11 protein-coding genes and 1 pseudogene are annotated in these 15,555 nt (G+C 36.7%); 5 read left to right on the forward strand and 7 right to left on the reverse strand.

Going from position 1 to position 15,555, the window contains the following annotated elements:
* Positions 1-405 (forward strand): annotated as a pseudogene (locus ACY65O_RS05410) (metallophosphoesterase); the annotation flags it as partial.
* A 119-nt stretch (positions 406-524) separates the two neighbouring features.
* Here ACY65O_RS05410 and ACY65O_RS05415 read toward each other — a convergent pair.
* Positions 525-2,918 carry a bifunctional YncE family protein/alkaline phosphatase family protein gene (locus ACY65O_RS05415; RefSeq protein WP_462219830.1) on the reverse strand — a complete coding sequence of 798 codons (2,394 nt, stop codon included), beginning with the start codon at positions 2,916-2,918 and terminating at the stop codon, positions 525-527.
* Positions 2,919-4,450: 1,532 nt separating this feature from the next.
* Here ACY65O_RS05415 and ACY65O_RS05420 point away from each other — a divergent pair.
* The 3 genes from ACY65O_RS05420 to ACY65O_RS05430 all read left to right on the forward strand — a co-directional run bounded on the left by ACY65O_RS05420 (position 4,451) and on the right by ACY65O_RS05430 (position 6,090).
* Positions 4,451-5,032 (forward strand): RNA polymerase sigma factor, encoded by a 582-nt coding sequence (locus ACY65O_RS05420; RefSeq protein WP_462219831.1) that lies wholly within the window; start codon positions 4,451-4,453, stop codon positions 5,030-5,032.
* A 265-nt stretch (positions 5,033-5,297) separates the two neighbouring features.
* A complete protein-coding gene (locus tag ACY65O_RS05425) occupies positions 5,298-5,660 on the forward strand; it encodes a hypothetical protein (RefSeq protein ID WP_462219832.1) in 363 nt (120 codons plus the stop codon).
* A 154-nt stretch (positions 5,661-5,814) separates the two neighbouring features.
* Entirely contained in the window at positions 5,815-6,090 is a 276-nt protein-coding gene (locus ACY65O_RS05430; protein ID WP_462219833.1) for a hypothetical protein, read from the forward strand.
* Positions 6,091-6,095: 5 nt separating this feature from the next.
* Here ACY65O_RS05430 and ACY65O_RS05435 read toward each other — a convergent pair whose 3' ends face one another.
* Together ACY65O_RS05435 and gloA2 are read right to left on the reverse strand one after the other, a co-directional pair.
* Positions 6,096-6,959 carry an aldose 1-epimerase family protein gene (locus ACY65O_RS05435; RefSeq protein ID WP_462219834.1) on the reverse strand — a complete coding sequence of 288 codons (864 nt, stop codon included), beginning with the start codon at positions 6,957-6,959 and terminating at the stop codon, positions 6,096-6,098.
* Positions 6,960-7,022: 63 nt separating this feature from the next.
* A complete protein-coding gene (gene gloA2, locus ACY65O_RS05440) occupies positions 7,023-7,412 on the reverse strand; it encodes an SMU1112c/YaeR family gloxylase I-like metalloprotein (protein ID WP_462219835.1) in 390 nt (129 codons plus the stop codon).
* A gap of 233 nt (positions 7,413-7,645) precedes the next feature.
* On the opposite strand from gloA2, the gene ACY65O_RS05445 reads away from it, so the two are divergent.
* On the forward strand, positions 7,646-9,634 hold the full coding sequence (locus ACY65O_RS05445) for an amidohydrolase family protein (RefSeq protein WP_462219836.1): 1,989 nt from the start codon (positions 7,646-7,648) through the stop codon (positions 9,632-9,634).
* 4 nt (positions 9,635-9,638) lie between these two features.
* Here ACY65O_RS05445 and ACY65O_RS05450 read toward each other — a convergent pair whose 3' ends face one another.
* The 4 genes from ACY65O_RS05450 to ACY65O_RS05465 form a co-directional block, all read right to left on the reverse strand.
* Positions 9,639-11,669, reverse strand: coding sequence for a methylmalonyl-CoA mutase family protein (locus ACY65O_RS05450; RefSeq protein WP_462219837.1), 2,031 nt, complete (start codon positions 11,667-11,669; stop codon positions 9,639-9,641).
* Positions 11,670-11,680: 11 nt separating this feature from the next.
* Positions 11,681-12,916, reverse strand: a complete 1,236-nt coding sequence (locus tag ACY65O_RS05455; protein WP_462219838.1) for a PDDEXK nuclease domain-containing protein — start codon at positions 12,914-12,916, stop codon at positions 11,681-11,683.
* Positions 12,913-14,316 carry a cobalamin-dependent protein gene (locus tag ACY65O_RS05460; protein ID WP_462219839.1) on the reverse strand — a complete coding sequence of 468 codons (1,404 nt, stop codon included), beginning with the start codon at positions 14,314-14,316 and terminating at the stop codon, positions 12,913-12,915. Before ACY65O_RS05460 ends, ACY65O_RS05455 begins: the two co-directional genes overlap by 4 nt.
* 219 nt (positions 14,317-14,535) lie before the next feature.
* The gene (locus ACY65O_RS05465; protein ID WP_462219840.1) at positions 14,536-15,447 is read right to left on the reverse strand and encodes a hypothetical protein; all 912 of its coding nucleotides are present in this window, start codon (positions 15,445-15,447) and stop codon (positions 14,536-14,538) included.
* Positions 15,448-15,555 lie beyond the last annotated feature (108 nt).

Genomic DNA, 15,555 nt, shown 5'->3' on the forward strand with positions numbered 1-15,555 from the left:
ATCGTTGCACACGTTTGGCGACCTGTACAACGTTACCTGCGTATAAATGTAAATACACCCAGTAAAGATTATTCGTTACGCAACAAACATAATAAAATGATGTACGACTGGAGCAGCAACAGAAAAAATATGTTACTGATAACGGGACATACACACAACCCGGTTTTTGCATCGGGCAAATATTCCAATCATCCGGCTAATAAAATTGAAAAAGATGCTACCGAAAAATTAAAGGCCAGCTATTTTAATACTGGCTGCTGCTGCTTTAATGATGGTGATATTACCGGTATAGAAATTGAAGGCGGCTATATCCGCTTAATAAAATGGCATGATGAAAATAATGCTGCTGCAAGGCAAATTTTAGAAGAAATAAAGCTGGAGGAATTAATGAAAGATTTAGATTAAAGTGTACATTAAAATTAGCCACACAAGATTTTTTTATTTTTCGCCTACATCGAAAGTTTTTTTACCACAGATTTTAAATACATTTTCACTGCGGCCTCTGCCCCTCAGCGTGCAAAAAATCAATCATCCTCCTCTTCATTCACCTTTACAAACGCTGCTCTTTTTGGTGCCGGCATTATACTGTGCAAACCTTTAACGCCTTTCCATATCACTTCACTAAATTCTAAATCGGGTGCCCGGTCTTCTTTACTAAAATCGAATTGAGCGCTGCGTTCGGCTAAAATATTATTCACTGTATTTTTATCTGCAAGATTTACATTGCTGGCCAATGCAGTAAAACCTGAATAATTGGGTGTGGCTGTAAAGCAGCGCCACATGGGTGTTGCCGCGGCATCGTACTGGCTCATGGGTGCTAAACCTAAAATTAATTCCATGGTACGCAGCATGCCACTGGTGGTGTAAGGGGTATGGTCAACAAAATTTCTTTTTACATGTGGGCCTGCAACATACGCCGTGGTGCGGTGTGCATCCACATGGTCGGGGCCGTTTTGTGCATCATCTTCCACAATAAAAACCACACTCTCATTCCATACTTTACTTTGGCTTAAATATTCAATAAACATGCCCACGGCCAAATCATTATCGGCCACATGTGCAAACGGTGTAGGATTATTTAAACTCATGCCCTGTGTATGATCGTTTATTAACCGCAATGTATTTAACTGCGGTAAAGCGTTTATAGCCACCAATGAGTCGAAATCTCTTTTCCACTGCCCTACCCTTGTGGTGTCTCTCACACTTTCATCCCAGCTGGTGTAATATTTACAAAAATGATTTTCTAAAACCGGGATGTTGGCTTTGTAATCATCTGCAAATTCGCCATAAGTCCTAAAACTTACACCGGCCCTTTTACAATGATCCCAGATAAAACCTCCTTTGTTGTTGGCAATTTCCCTTGTACCTTCCGCATCGTAGGTGCCACCACGGCCACCATAACTGGTAACCCAATTTTTTTCTAAATAATCGTTGGCATAAGCACCAAGGCTCCAGTTGTGGCCATCGGCACTTACCTCTCCATCTACATAAAAATTATCCAGCAGCACAAATTCTTTTACCAGTTTATGCTGGTTGGGTGTAATTTTTTCTCCAAATAAAACTAAAGATGTATCGCCATTGCCTTCTTTTACATCACCCAGCACCTGGTCGTATGTCCTGTTTTCTTTTACAATGTAAAACACATATTTAATGGGAGATTTATCACCCACTTTTTGCGGAATGGGATTACCTGCTTCTCCTTTTGCTAACAATTCTTTTTCTTTAGTGTACGGTGTATTTTTATACACTTGCTGAGAAAAAACAGCTAATTGTTTTTCTGTTGGTATGTTAATAATACTCAAGGTGCCCTTCATTAAACCGCCAATATATTGTGGCCCGTCTTCATCATCTGCCTGGTGTTTTACCCTGCGCTTTACCGGGTTGGGACCTCTGGGATTTGCAAAAGAAGAAAAACCTTTTCCATTAGTAACAAATATTTTTTTACCAATAACTTTTACGCAGGTGGGATACCAGCCCACCGGAATAAATCCTTCTGATTTACTGTTGCCGGGTTTGCTTACATCAAACACCGCCAAACAATTATTATCGGCATTGGCAATAAACAACATTTTTTCGTCGGTACTTAATGCTAAACCATTGGTAGCACTGCCCTGTGGCGCATCCGGATATAATGATGCCGTAAGCGTTTCAATAACTTTTTGTTGTTTGGTATTGATAACCGAAACAGAATTATCGTTTGCATTAGCAACAAATAAATAATTACCATTTTTGCTTAAACATAATTCGTTGGGGTGATCACCCACATCAATACTGGTTGTGAATTTTTTTTCTGCAATATTAAACACTGCAACTTTTTTATCGCCCCAAACCGAAATGTACAATTGTTTTTTATCGGCTGATAATAAACAGGTATAGGCTTCTGCATTTAATTTTATTTGCTGTACAATACTTTTATTTTTTAAGTTGATGATGTAAAGAGAATTATTATCCTTGGTTACCACGTACATCAAATTTGCAGCGTCATCTATTTCAATACCTGCCGGCGAAATTTTATTGGGCCATTTATCCCCCAGCTTTATACTGTCTTTTAATTGTAGTTTTTTGTTTACAACAGCGTATTGCAAAATCCAGTTATCATTACCGCCGCTGGCATACAAATATTTTTCATCGGCGCTAAAGTGTAAACCCAGCCAGCTTTTTTTAATTTCAATATTGTCGGTAATTTTTTCTGTAGTAATATCTATCAGTTGCAAGGTTTGTTTGCTTTGGCCGTTGTTGGTAACCGCCATTAGTTTTTTTGAATTGCTGATGGCCATGTTTAGTGGCAGGTCTCCAAGCGGCAAGCTTTTGCCTGCCGGACTAAGGCTCCAGCCGTTGGGCAGGGTTATTTTTTTTTGAGCAGTAATGCTTGTGGTTAAAAACACAAAAGCAATTATGGAGCCTGTTATTTTTTTCATTGCATGATGATTGAAATGCTAAGGTAACAAAAGCAATAAACAACGAAGGAAGATTCGCATTATTTCTGTATTAATCAATTTCAATTATTTATAGCAGCTTTTTCTTTTTTTGTGGAAAAAAAGAAACAAAAAAGCCACCCGAAAAAGATTACATCCCTTTTTCGGGGTGGTTCCCTGATGAGGCTTTTGTGCTACTGTTCTTCAAGATTTATAAATTGAAACAGTTTTAGTTCTTTTATTTTTTTTGCCGGTCGAATTTACTTTTGTTTGAAGATTGTATAAACTTGATAGCCCAGGGCTCAAAAGAAAAAACCCCTCAGTCGGGGTTTTTCAATGGTATTGGTTTGTTTTCATGGGTACCGGTAAACGGGCAGCTTTTCATTGGATGGATTGGATATTTGGGTATGTTCGTTTGATGAACAGGATACAAATATAAATTGTTAGCGGAAAATTTTTTATAGAACTAACTACTCAATATTTGTAATAATTAACCTACATTTTATTTTGCAAATATTTTTTCATAGTCATGAATAAGCATATTTTTCTCTATGATCAAGTTCCCCTTTAGGAACGTAGGGGTTATGGCTTAAAAAGAAAAAACCCCTGATCGGGGTTTTTCAATGGTATTGGTTTGTTTTCATGGGTGCCGGTAAAACGGGCAGTTTTTCATTGGATGGATTGGATATTATACTGCAAATATAATTTTAACCCAGCCGGTATTTTATAATAATAATATGAAAAGTTTGTAGATTTTATTCTAGGTTAAAAAGGCATTGCATAAAAAACCCCGTATCGGGGTTTTTCATTGGAATTGATTGTTTTCTTCAGGGATTAAGACTACGGTTGGGTTGGGTTTTTCCCAGGATCTGGGTAACTTTTTTCTTGTGTTTCAATTAAAGTGTTTTAAAAGGATAGATTGGATATGGATAGATTATTTTTTAAACACAATGCAAATATAGAACCCTGCTAAAATCTTTTTTATAGAATTAAGCGCTAATGTTTGTAATAATAAAGCCACATTTATTTTGTGCCGCTATAGTAAAAGTTTATAAGTGCTGTTAAAGAAAAACCCCGTACAGGGGTTTTTAATTGGAATTTATTTTTGTTTTCGGTTAAGGCTGGAAAAGGTTTAGTTTTCAAAAAAGTAATTGACTGTTTTTTCTTATGCTTTTAGTATAGTTTTTAAAGGGTTACCGGTATCACATTATGGTTAGAGGTATTTGCAGAAAAAGGTATAAAAACAAAAAACCCCGTTTCGGGGCTTTTCATTGGAATTGATCAGTTTGTTTTCTTAAGGTTTGGGATTACAGTTTATTTGGTTTTCAAGGGATTTAGGTTCTATAATTACTTTTGTAAATGACACCACAAATTTAAACCGCTGCTTTTTCAATTTTGTAGCTATATAAAGTAATGTGGTGTAGATGTTTATTTACAAAATTTAGTACCATTAACAGGTATTGCTACGCCATATTTAAAAAAAATGCTCATCTTTAAAATATAATCATTCGTCATTCGTCTGCAAGTATATAACAATGGAAGATGCAATGACCATAGCAATACCAATGGCTGCTGAACGCAACAAAAATATTACCAATACCATTAAGGCTATAAGTAACCGCCTGTTTGGGTTTATTAAGCAGCGGGTAAGCAGTAATGAAGATGCAGAAGATATTTTGCAGGATGTTTTTTACCAGTTTGCCGGCAATACCGAACCAATAGAGCAGGCAACGGCCTGGCTGTACAAAGTGGCCCGAAATAAAATTACCGACAGCTACCGTAAAAAAAAATTACCCCTTGCCGATGATATTTTAAGCAATGGTGAAACCGAAGACGACAGCTTTAACTGGAAGGAAATAATGTTTAGCGATGCTGCAACACCCGAAACGGAATACCTGCGTAATATTTTTTGGGAAGAACTGAAAGCGGCTTTGGATGAATTGCCGGCAGAGCAACGGGAGGTTTTTATACAAAACGAGGTTGATGGTATTGCTTTTAAAGATATAGCTGCGGCAGGCGGAGAAAGTGTGGCCACACTCATCAGCCGTAAGCGTTATGCAGTATTGCATTTAAGAAACCGTCTGAGTGTATTAAAAGATGAATTATTAAATTACTAAGATTGCCGCAGAGGCACGGAAGCACAGAAAAATACATCTGTAATGGTTTCGTAAAAATATCAGGACAAAAAATTGTAAATAAAATTATTAAAGCATGTTACAAAGACAAGAAAGCGCTAAATAAAAAAAGGATAAAAACCTCTGTGCTTCCGTGCCTCTGTGGCTAACAAAAAAAATATTAAAATTAACTCACAGTTGTAAAGTAGCTAATAATAGAATATAAAGATTCTGTGCTTCTGTGCATCTGTGGCAAACAAAAAATAAGATGAAAAAATTATGGATTAAAAAAGGGTTGATGATTTTAATATTTGGCACCCTTGCTGTATTAGTATTTGGCTTTGTGGTAATGAGTTTGTGGAATAATATTTTACCTGCAGTAATTGGTGTAAAAACAATAACATTTTTACAGGCCCTGGGTATTTTACTTTTAAGTAAGATATTGTTTGGTGGTTTTGGTGACCGTGGCGGCTGGCGGGGCAGCGCCGCCTGGAAACAAAAAATGAAACAACGTTTTGAGAATATGACACCAGAGGAAAGAGAAAAATTTAAAGCCGAGTGGAAGAACCGCTGTGGTGGCAGGTGGGGAAATTTTGAGAGAAAAGACAGTGAAACAAAGGCGGTGGATTAAAAAACTGATGGCCCTTTTTACCATTCACTCTTTAAAATCTGCAGTTCACACCAATAAACTTAACTAATTAAGCGCTGGAATTATATCTTACAAAAGTTTTCAGCCTTTTAAATACTTTATCCCGGTTTAATTATAATCAACCAACTGATCTGTTATGAATACATTTCAAATTAACCATATTGCCGCAGTAACTGCCGCAGCAGGCAGTAAAAGCAATATTGAAATTCTTATTTTTAAAACTAACCTTACCGATGCCAAACGCATTGAAGATGTGGAATCTTTATTAGATGTTCATCCGCATATTATAAAATGGAATGTAGATTTAGATGACTGCGATAAGGTGCTGCGTATTGTAAGCCGCAATATTGCGGGGGCAGAAATAGAAAATATTTTGCTGAATGCAGGATATTATTGTGAGGAGTTATTTTAATTATTTTAAAAACATTCCACACTCCAGGTGCGTTGCCAGTTTTCGTTTGCAGGCAGTACATTTATTCCTTCCTTATCTTTAAACTGCTGATTAAGATTAATACCATCGGCAATGCCACACCAGGGTTCTAAGCAAACAAAGGGTGCATCTTTTGCAGCCCATATCCCAAAAAAAGGAAAATCATTAAATGTAAAACGCAATCCATGATCATGCTTATTACAGCCGAGTGTAATTGCATTGCTTTGCATATTTTTTAAAACAATAGCATCTTCATAAAACAATTTCTGATGTAATAAAAGTTTATTGTTTTCAAGAGGCAAAATTTCATTAACTGCAGATACTAATCCGTTTGTCAGTTTCCAGCGCTGCAATGTTTCTGGGGTGTTAAACTGTAAATAATAATCAGTGTAAATAGAATCGCTGGTTAATGGTACTGCAAATGCCGGATGTGCACCAACAGAAAAAAGTAAGTCTTGTTTACCGCTGTTGTATACTTCGTAAGTGCAGCTAATGGCAGCAGCGTTTAAACTGTACCGCAATTTTAATGTAAATGCAAAAGGATAAACTTGCAGTGTTTGTTCATCTTCTGTTACTGTAAATACCGCTTCTGTATCGCTGATTTTTTCTGCCGCAAAAGATTTATCTCTTGCAAAACCATGCCTTGGCAATTTATAGGCTTTATCGTTAAAATAATAAGTATCATTTTTTAATCCTCCAACAATGGGAAATAAGACAGGGCTGTGCTTAGGCCATGCTGCAGCGCCATCCCACATGTACTCTAAATTATTTTGTTTATTTATTAAACTTTGCAGTTCGGCACCTTTGGATGCAATTACTGCACGGAGGTTTTTATTTTCTAAAATAATCATCCTGCAAAATAAAATATTGCCCGCTGATATCGCAGATTTGGCAGAAAAAATTACAAGATTTTATTAGATTTCATAAAACTCTACAGGCAAATCATCGGGGTCAGCAATAAAAGTAAATTTTTTATTGGTGAATTCATCAATTCTTACCGGCTCTGCAATAATATTATGTTTACTTAATTCAATAACGGTGTCATCAATACTATCCACTTCAAAAGCAATATGGCGTAAGCCTGCAGCTTCGGGCCTGGATGGCCTTGAAGGTGTATTTGGAAATGAAAATAATTCAATTACATATTTTCCGTTTAAGGATAAATCAAGTTTATAAGAATCTCTTTCTTTACGGTACACTTCCTGCTTAATTGTAAAACCCAATACTTTGGTGTAAAAGTTTTTGGATGCTTCGTAATTTTTACAAATTATAGCGATATGATGTACATGGTTTAGTTTAAGCATATTACAGTTGCATCGGCCAGGTGGCAGATTGTTATTTTTAATTTTACCATAAACAAAAAAATCATTACAAAACTACACCAGACTTCAATTGGAAAAACATTTGCAATCTATTTTTTGCTGCATAGAATACAAGATGGTTGCTTTTTACAAACCATTTTATAATTTTAAGAGACAGTTCAAAAAAAATCGCCTTCTCCTTTTATAAAATGTTTATCTTTTACAAAATTTTTAAAATGAAACTGCTTATACTTGTTACAGGATGTTTTTTATTTGCCGCCAGCCATGCACAGCAGGCCGATACGATAAAATACAGTGTGGTTAACGCCGGAAAAATAACCGGCATACAAACAATTTTCAACGAAAAAGCAAATGACTATTATTATCATTTTGAATACAACGACCGTGGCCGTGGTCCATCCATAAATACTCATATTAAAACCAACGAAAAAGGGATAATTGTGTTGCAGGAAGTAAGTGGCATTGATTATTTTAAAAATAAAGTGCAGGAAAAGTTTGAAGTAAAAAATGGCAAAGCAACCTGGAAAAATAAATTTGAAAATGAAACAACTGTTTTTAACGGACAGTTATATTCTTCTATTAACGGCACCCCCGGCGAAGCGGAACTTCTCTACAAAATACTTATGGCCCAGCCTGCTAATAAAATTGCAGTGCTGCCATCAGGTAATATCAGTTTTAAAAAAGTAAAAGAACTGCCTGTAACAGATGAAAAAAATAACCAGCTAGCGGTACAACTTATTGGTTTTAGCGGCCTTGGTGGCCCACCCAGTTATACCTGGTACACTGCAGATGGTCACTACTTTGCCAGTCTCAGCGATTGGTCGTCTATAATACTTAAAGGTTTTGAAAAAAATATTGAACCGCTGCTCACTATTCAAAAAGAAATTGAAAAAAAATTTTACACCAACCTTGCGCAAACAATTACAGAAAAAATAAATACGGGTATTGCTATTAAAAATGTTACCGTTTTTAATGCAGGCGAAGGCAGCACTTTTGCAAATGCTACAGTGCTCATAAAAAATGACCGCATTGAAAAAACAGGAAATTCTTTGTACACACCAATTCCTGCAGGCTATAAAATAATTGATGGCACGGGTAAATTTTTAATGCCCGGCCTTTGGGAAATGCATGGCCACTTTTTTATGGAGAATGGCCCGTTAATGATGGCACAGGGTGTAACCAACCTGAGGGATATGGGTAACAATGATGAATTGTGGAATGTAAAAAAACGGGTTGATAAAGACAGTTTACTTGGGCCCCAAATTAATGTAGTATCAGGCTTTATTGATAAAGCCGGTGAAATGGCTGCACCAACCGGAGCTATAATAAACACACTTGAAGAAGGAATAAAAGCCATTGAAGAATATAAACAAAAAGGCTGCACACAAATAAAATTATACAGTTCCATAAAACCTGAATGGGTAAAACCGCTTGCAGCAAAGGCACACAGTTTGGGTATGAGAGTTTGCGGCCACATTCCAGCATTTATGACGGCAACGCAGGCCGTTGATGCAGGCTATGATGAGATAACACATATGAATATGCTGATGCTGAATTTTTTTGGCGATACAGTAGATACCAGAAATATGACCCGTTTTAAATTGATAGGTAATAAAGGATATACTATTGATGTTAAAAGTGATGCAGTAAAAAATTTTGTACAAAAACTGAAAGAAAAAAACGTAATTGTTGACCCCACTATAAATATTTTTGAAAGCATGTTTACTGATATGCCCGGTAAAATTGCCAAAGCATATTTACCTATTGCAGCATATTTGCCTGCTGAAACAAAAAGGTATGCCATGTCCGGTTCTTTTATTGATGATAATGCTGTTGCTGCTGCCTATGCAAAATCGTTTACCGCCATGAAAAAATTATTGAAAATGCTTTATGATAATGGCATAACAATATTATCGGGCACAGATGGTGGCATACTGCAGCACGAACTGGAAATATACAGCGAGTGCGGTATTCCTAATTACGATGTATTGCGTATGGCAACTTACTGGCCTGCAAAAGTACACGGCATGCTGAATGATTATGGAACTGTGGATGCCGGAAAAATTGCCAACCTTATTTTAATTGATGGCGACCCGAAGAAAAATATAAAAGACATCCGTAAAATTTTTCTTACAATTAAAGAAGGAAAATTGTACTATCCTAAAAAAATATATGCTGCTTACGGCTGGAAGTATTACTATTAAACCATTACATATTTCTCCTGTATTGCCCGCCAACTGAATACAATGCATTGGTAATTTGCCCCAGGCTGCAATACTTAACCGTTTCCATTAACTCGGCAAATAAATTACCATTATTAACGGCAACTTTTTGTAAACGTTGCAGCATTTCAGCAGATTTTTCTTTGTGCCTTTCTTTAAAAGATTGCAGTGTTGATATTTGAAATTCTTTTTCTTCTGTTGTGCTGCGGATAACTTCTGTTGGTAAAATAGTAGGGCTGCCATTTTTATTTAAAAAAGTATTTACGCCAACTATCGGATATTCGCCGGTGTGTTTTAATGTTTCGTAATACAAACTTTCTTCCTGAATTTTATTGCGCTGGTACATTCTTTCCATTGCCCCTAATACGCCACCACGTTCGGTAATGCGGTTAAATTCTTCCAGCACTGCAGCTTCTACCAGATCGGTTAATTCTTCTATTAAAAAAGCGCCCTGGTTGGGGTTTTCGTTTTTTGCTGTACCCAGTTCCCTGTTTATAATTAATTGAATGGCCATGGCACGGCGTACACTTTCTTCGGTGGGTGTGGTTATAGCCTCATCGTAGGCGTTAGTATGTAAACTGTTGCAGTTATCGTAAATGGCATACAATGCCTGCAGCGTTGTTCTTATATCATTAAAATCAATTTCCTGTGCATGCAGACTTCTGCCGCTGGTTTGTATATGGTATTTTAATTTTTGGCTGCGGTCGTTGGCTTTGTATTTATATTTCATTGCCTTGGCCCAAATTTTTCTGGCCACTCTTCCTATCACACTGTACTCCGGATCCATTCCATTACTAAAAAAGAAAGATAAGTTGGGTGCAAAATCATCAATGTTCATTCCCCGGCTTAAATAGTATTCTACATAGGTAAAACCATTGGATAAAGTGAATGCTAATTGTGTAATGGGGTTAGCACCCGCCTCTGCAATATGATAACCACTGATGCTTACACTGTAAAAATTCTGCACTTTATTCGTAATAAAATATTCCTGCACATCTCCCATTAATTTTAATGCAAATTCTGTAGAAAATATACAGGTGTTTTGTGCCTGGTCTTCTTTTAAAATATCGGCCTGCACTGTACCACGTACTGTTGCTAATGCTTTTGCTTTTATTTTTTCATACACATCTGCAGGTAAAACATCTTGTCCGCTTAAACCTAATAAACGTAAACCCAGGCCATCATTACCTGAGGGAAGCCCAGCCTCCCCTAACTCCCCTCCCGAAGAGGGGAGTTTAGTCCCTGATGATTTAGGAAGTTTTGTATGATGAACCGGTTTGCCATCTACACCTAAATACTTTGGCAAAGTTTCTATGTTATATTTTTCTTCAACCAGTTTATTTACATCTCCCCGTAAATTATTTTCAATAATATATTTTTCACATTGCTGATCAATAGCAGCATTCATAAAAAATGCCAGCAGCATTGGTGCAGGACCGTTAATGGTCATGCTCACTGAAGTTTTTGCATCGCATAAATCAAAACCACTGTATAATTTTTTGGCATCATCAACTGTGGCAATACTTACACCGCTGTTACCCACCTTACCATAAATATCAGGACGGTGATCAGGGTCTTCACCATATAATGTTACACTGTCAAATGCTGTTGACAATCTTTTTGCCGGTTGCCCCAAACTTACATAATGAAAACGCCGGTTGGTTCTTTCGGGGCCGCCTTCGCCTGCAAACATTCTTGTAGGGTCTTCACCTTCTCTTTTTAATGGAAACACTCCGGCAGTATAAGGAAATTCTCCCGGCACATTTTCCTGCAGTTGCCATTTTAAAATATCGCCCCAGTCTTTGTATTTGGGTAAATACACTTTACTGATTTTTGTACCGCTTAAAGATTTATAAGTTAAATCTTGTTTTATTTTTTTTCCTCTTACATCAAATTCAAAAAAATCGCCTTCGTATTGTTTTTGTAATACGGCCCATTGTTGCAATAGTTTTTTAACATCCGGGTGCAATTGCTCCTGCAGTTCTTTGTATTTATTTTTCAGTTCGTTTACTGGCATATAATAAGCTGTTATTTTCTTTTTACAGATTTTATTTTTTTAAGAAAGCGGTTTACCTCATCCTGCAATTGTTTTGCAGAGGGTAATTTATCTTTTAAATTTTTAGGTAACAATTTACTGAATGTATATTCACTTACACCAATGGGATGATTGATACTGGTGAGTGCATAATCCACTTCTATAGTATCTTTTGCACCACATAAAATAATTCCTATTGATGGGTTATCGTGCTGCTGGCGCAGTTGTTTATTTACCATATTTAAATAGCCGTTCATTTGCCCTGTATGCGCCATTTCAAATTCTTCCATCTTTAATTCTATTACCACATAACTCCGCAAATACAAATGATAAAAAAGTAAATCGATGAAGTGTTCTTTTTTACCTGTCATTAATTTTACCTGCCTTCCCACAAATGCAAAGCCTGCACCCAGCTCCATAATAAATTCCTGAATATGTTTTATAAGCTGTTGCTCCAATTCTCTTTCGTTTACAAATTCTCCCATCTGTGCAAACCTAAAAACATAAGGGTCTTTTAAAATTGAATTGGCAAGGTCGGCCTGTGGCTTAGGTAATGTTAAATGAAAGTTGGAGGCCTTTTTTGTTTTATGCTGTCGTTGGTATAAATCAGTTTCAATCTGGTATTGTAACACCGTACGGCTCCAGTTATTTTCTATTGTTTTATTAATGTACCAAAGGCGCTCTTCATTGTTATTTATTTTATCCATCAATAACATGTGTTGCCCCCATGGGATATTGACCAGTACTGGATTGGAGAGATAATATATTTTATTGCTGAATTGTGCAGCAGGCTGCTGTACAATTACGTTTTTTGATACTTTTTGTAATTGGGCAGCGGCCCGCTGCCCAATTACGTTTTTATTATTTTTAATTAACGCAGCAGGCTGCTGCGTAATTGATTTTACCGGCTTTTTTTGCAATTGGGCAGCAGCCTGCTGCCCAATTAATAAATCCGGATATACAGCAGCAAATTGCCGCATGTATTTTAAACTTCTAAAAGAAAGACCCTGCATATCAGGAAACTCCTTTTGTAAATCAACAGACAGTTGTTGAATAATTTTTGCACCCCATCCTTCTGCTTCTGTTTTTTGTATTATTTGTTTACCAATATACCAATACAATATCAGCATATCAGTATTCACCTTTAATGCAGTTTGTAACCGGCTTTGATGAATGTTAGTTTTTAACTCCACCAACCATTGATTATATTTTTTTACAGGAGTCCTCATTTTTTATCATCCATCATTTTTATTACGCCATCCAATTGGTATAATGTAGTAGCAATGGCTGCCTGCTCTTTTACCCAACCATTATATTCATTTATAGTTTCTGCAATCTCTGCTAAATAACGTACCCGTTTAGGCGGGATAATAGTTGACTGGCTTGCAGTATCTTTTACATGTGCATGATGTTCAATTTCGCCATGAAATTTTACACCACATTTTTCTGCCACTTTTTCCATCAGCCTTTCAAACAATTCATTTACACCAGCATCATTAAACTGTGCAGCAATGGTGCCTATTATTGGCAATTCTTCATCTTTAGCAGTCCATAAACTATGGTTGCGTTTGTATTGTTTGCGTACATCATGCAGGGCATCTAATGCACCGGCTTTATCAAATTTATTTACGCAAACCACATCGGCATAATCCAGCATATTTATTTTTTCCAGTTGGCTAGCAGCACCATATTCCGGCGTCATCACATACATACTTACATCGCAGTAGTCTAAAATACTGGCATCACTTTGCCCCACACCGGCACTTTCTAAAATAATAAAATCATAGCCAGCAGCTTTACAGATATTAATAGCTTCCTGTACATATTTGCTTAATGCTTTTTCACTTTCTCTGGTGGCAAGGCTTCGCATGTAGGCCCGTGGAGATGAGATCGCATTCATTCTTATTCTGTCTCCTAATAAAGCTCCGCCGGTTTTTTTCTTACTTGGATCTACAGAAATTACCGCAATGGTTTTATCTGTATAATTATTTAAAAACCGACGAACAATTTCATCAGTTACAGAAGATTTTCCAGCACCGCCGGTTCCTGTAATTCCTAAAACGGGAATCAAAGTGTCTGACTGTTTGGAACCGTCTGACACCAGTAACCCATTCTCCACATTCGTTATCTGCCTTGCAATTTTTCTTACATCATGTACTTCACCAAGCGTCATATCATTTTTATAATTGCCATTTCCACTCAATGCAAAATCGCAGGAAAGAATTACATCTTCAATCATTCCTTCCAACCCCATTCTTCTGCCATCATCAGGGCTGTAAATTTTTGTAATGCCATAGTTATGCAATTCTTCAATCTCGGATGGAAGAATAGTTCCGCCACCACCACCAAAAATTTTTATATGGCCACAACCATTTTGCTCCAGCAAATCTTTCATGTATTTAAAAAACTCTACATGCCCGCCCTGGTAACTGGTAATGGCAATGCCCTGCACATCTTCTTCAATGGCGCACTCCACAATTTCAAGCACACTTCTGTTGTGGCCCAAATGAATAATTTCGGCACCCTTGGCCTGCATAATGCGGCGCATAATATTTATTGCAGCATCATGGCCATCAAATAAACTGGCAGCGGTTACAATTCTAACTTTATTTTTTAATGTAAAACTCATAAAATATTAGCCCCACCTATCCTCCCCCAAGGGAAGGGAAATGGAGAAGATTGTTTGGAAGATTATGTTTTATATTTTTAAAACAGGTTCTGTTACTCTATTATGTTTAAATTTATTTATTGCTCTTCGCTTCTGGCTTCTCCATTTCCTTCCGCCGCGGCGGGGAGATAGAGGGGGCTGCAAATTTACCTACAAAACATCTTACAAAAATAACAAGCGTTAGTTTTTAGATGAATGGTTGTTTAAAGCAAAAAGTTTTGGTAAATCAAACAACAAAGCGGCAGAAAAATTAAATGCCCTGTAATCTACAAAAAGGCGGCTCATTAAAACTGACATGCCCGTTTGAAATTCCAGCTGAACACCGGGTAATTTTTTAAACCCAAATGTATTTACAATTGAAGGTTCCCAAAAAAACCTTGGCCTGTAAGAAAGGCTGTCTAATTTGTAATTATCTAATTCCGTGGCGGAATAATCAGTAGTAATATTTTTAAAATAAATTGTACTAAACCTGGATGAAAGGGAAGCAGCAAAATTCTTTTTACCTCTTATCATTAATGCAGGCTGTATAAATATTTTGGTAATGTTCATAGTGTGGTAGCGGCTTCTGTACACATTACTTTGATCTTTACCATTATCGGTAAAACTAAATTTACCAAAGCCAATGCCGGCAAAAATTTGTACTGCCGCTTTTTTATTACTATTTAGTGTTTTAAAATATCCGGCGCCAATTTCAGTAAGGTTTCGTTTATAATTAATAACAGTACTGTCCAGTACATTACTGTCAAAATCACCGGCATTTCTTTCTTTACGGTGAAAATAATTTACCTGCATTGCCCAGTGGTTGGTAAACGCATACGCCGCCTGTACATCATAGCCACTTGCTTTGCCTTTAGTGGATACATTTTCTTTTACCCTGTTATCTGCAAAATTTACGGAGTAATTAAATGCCAGTTTACTATCCCCCTTTTTTGTAAGCACCGGTACATTGTGAGCAGAAGGGCTGTAGGCATAGCGTGGCGTATAGCATGAAGAGAGCAATTGACAAAATACAATTGGCAAAAGGCAATAAATAATTGGCGATAAGCAATTGGCAACAGACATCGAAAAGTAATATGCAGTTTTATTTTTCAATCAACTCATTTTAAAAGTAAGTGCGGCAAAATCTTCAATACTTAAAGCTTCGGCACGTTTATTAAAAATTTCGTTTTGCAATTCTTCGGTAGTAAATAAACTTTTTAC

Source organism: Ferruginibacter sp., from assembly GCF_031430955.1.
In the GTDB taxonomy this organism is placed as follows: domain Bacteria; phylum Bacteroidota; class Bacteroidia; order Chitinophagales; family Chitinophagaceae; genus Ferruginibacter.

Excerpts from the sequence above, each read along its gene's own strand:
- ACY65O_RS05460 (WP_462219839.1), bottom strand. The coding sequence starts at position 14,316 with ATGAGTTTTACATTAAAAAATAAAGTTAGAATTGTAACCGCTGCCAGT.
- ACY65O_RS05455 (WP_462219838.1), bottom strand. The coding sequence starts at position 12,916 with ATGAGGACTCCTGTAAAAAAATATAATCAATGGTTGGTGGAGTTAAAA.
- ACY65O_RS05415 (WP_462219830.1), bottom strand. The coding sequence starts at position 2,918 with ATGAAAAAAATAACAGGCTCCATAATTGCTTTTGTGTTTTTAACCACA.
- ACY65O_RS05435 (WP_462219834.1), bottom strand. The coding sequence starts at position 6,959 with ATGATTATTTTAGAAAATAAAAACCTCCGTGCAGTAATTGCATCCAAA.
- gloA2 (WP_462219835.1), bottom strand. The coding sequence starts at position 7,412 with ATGCTTAAACTAAACCATGTACATCATATCGCTATAATTTGTAAAAAT.
- ACY65O_RS05425 (WP_462219832.1), top strand. The coding sequence starts at position 5,298 with ATGAAAAAATTATGGATTAAAAAAGGGTTGATGATTTTAATATTTGGC.
- ACY65O_RS05420 (WP_462219831.1), top strand. The coding sequence starts at position 4,451 with ATGGAAGATGCAATGACCATAGCAATACCAATGGCTGCTGAACGCAAC.
- ACY65O_RS05445 (WP_462219836.1), top strand. The coding sequence starts at position 7,646 with ATGAAACTGCTTATACTTGTTACAGGATGTTTTTTATTTGCCGCCAGC.
- ACY65O_RS05450 (WP_462219837.1), bottom strand. The coding sequence starts at position 11,669 with ATGCCAGTAAACGAACTGAAAAATAAATACAAAGAACTGCAGGAGCAA.
- ACY65O_RS05430 (WP_462219833.1), top strand. The coding sequence starts at position 5,815 with ATGAATACATTTCAAATTAACCATATTGCCGCAGTAACTGCCGCAGCA.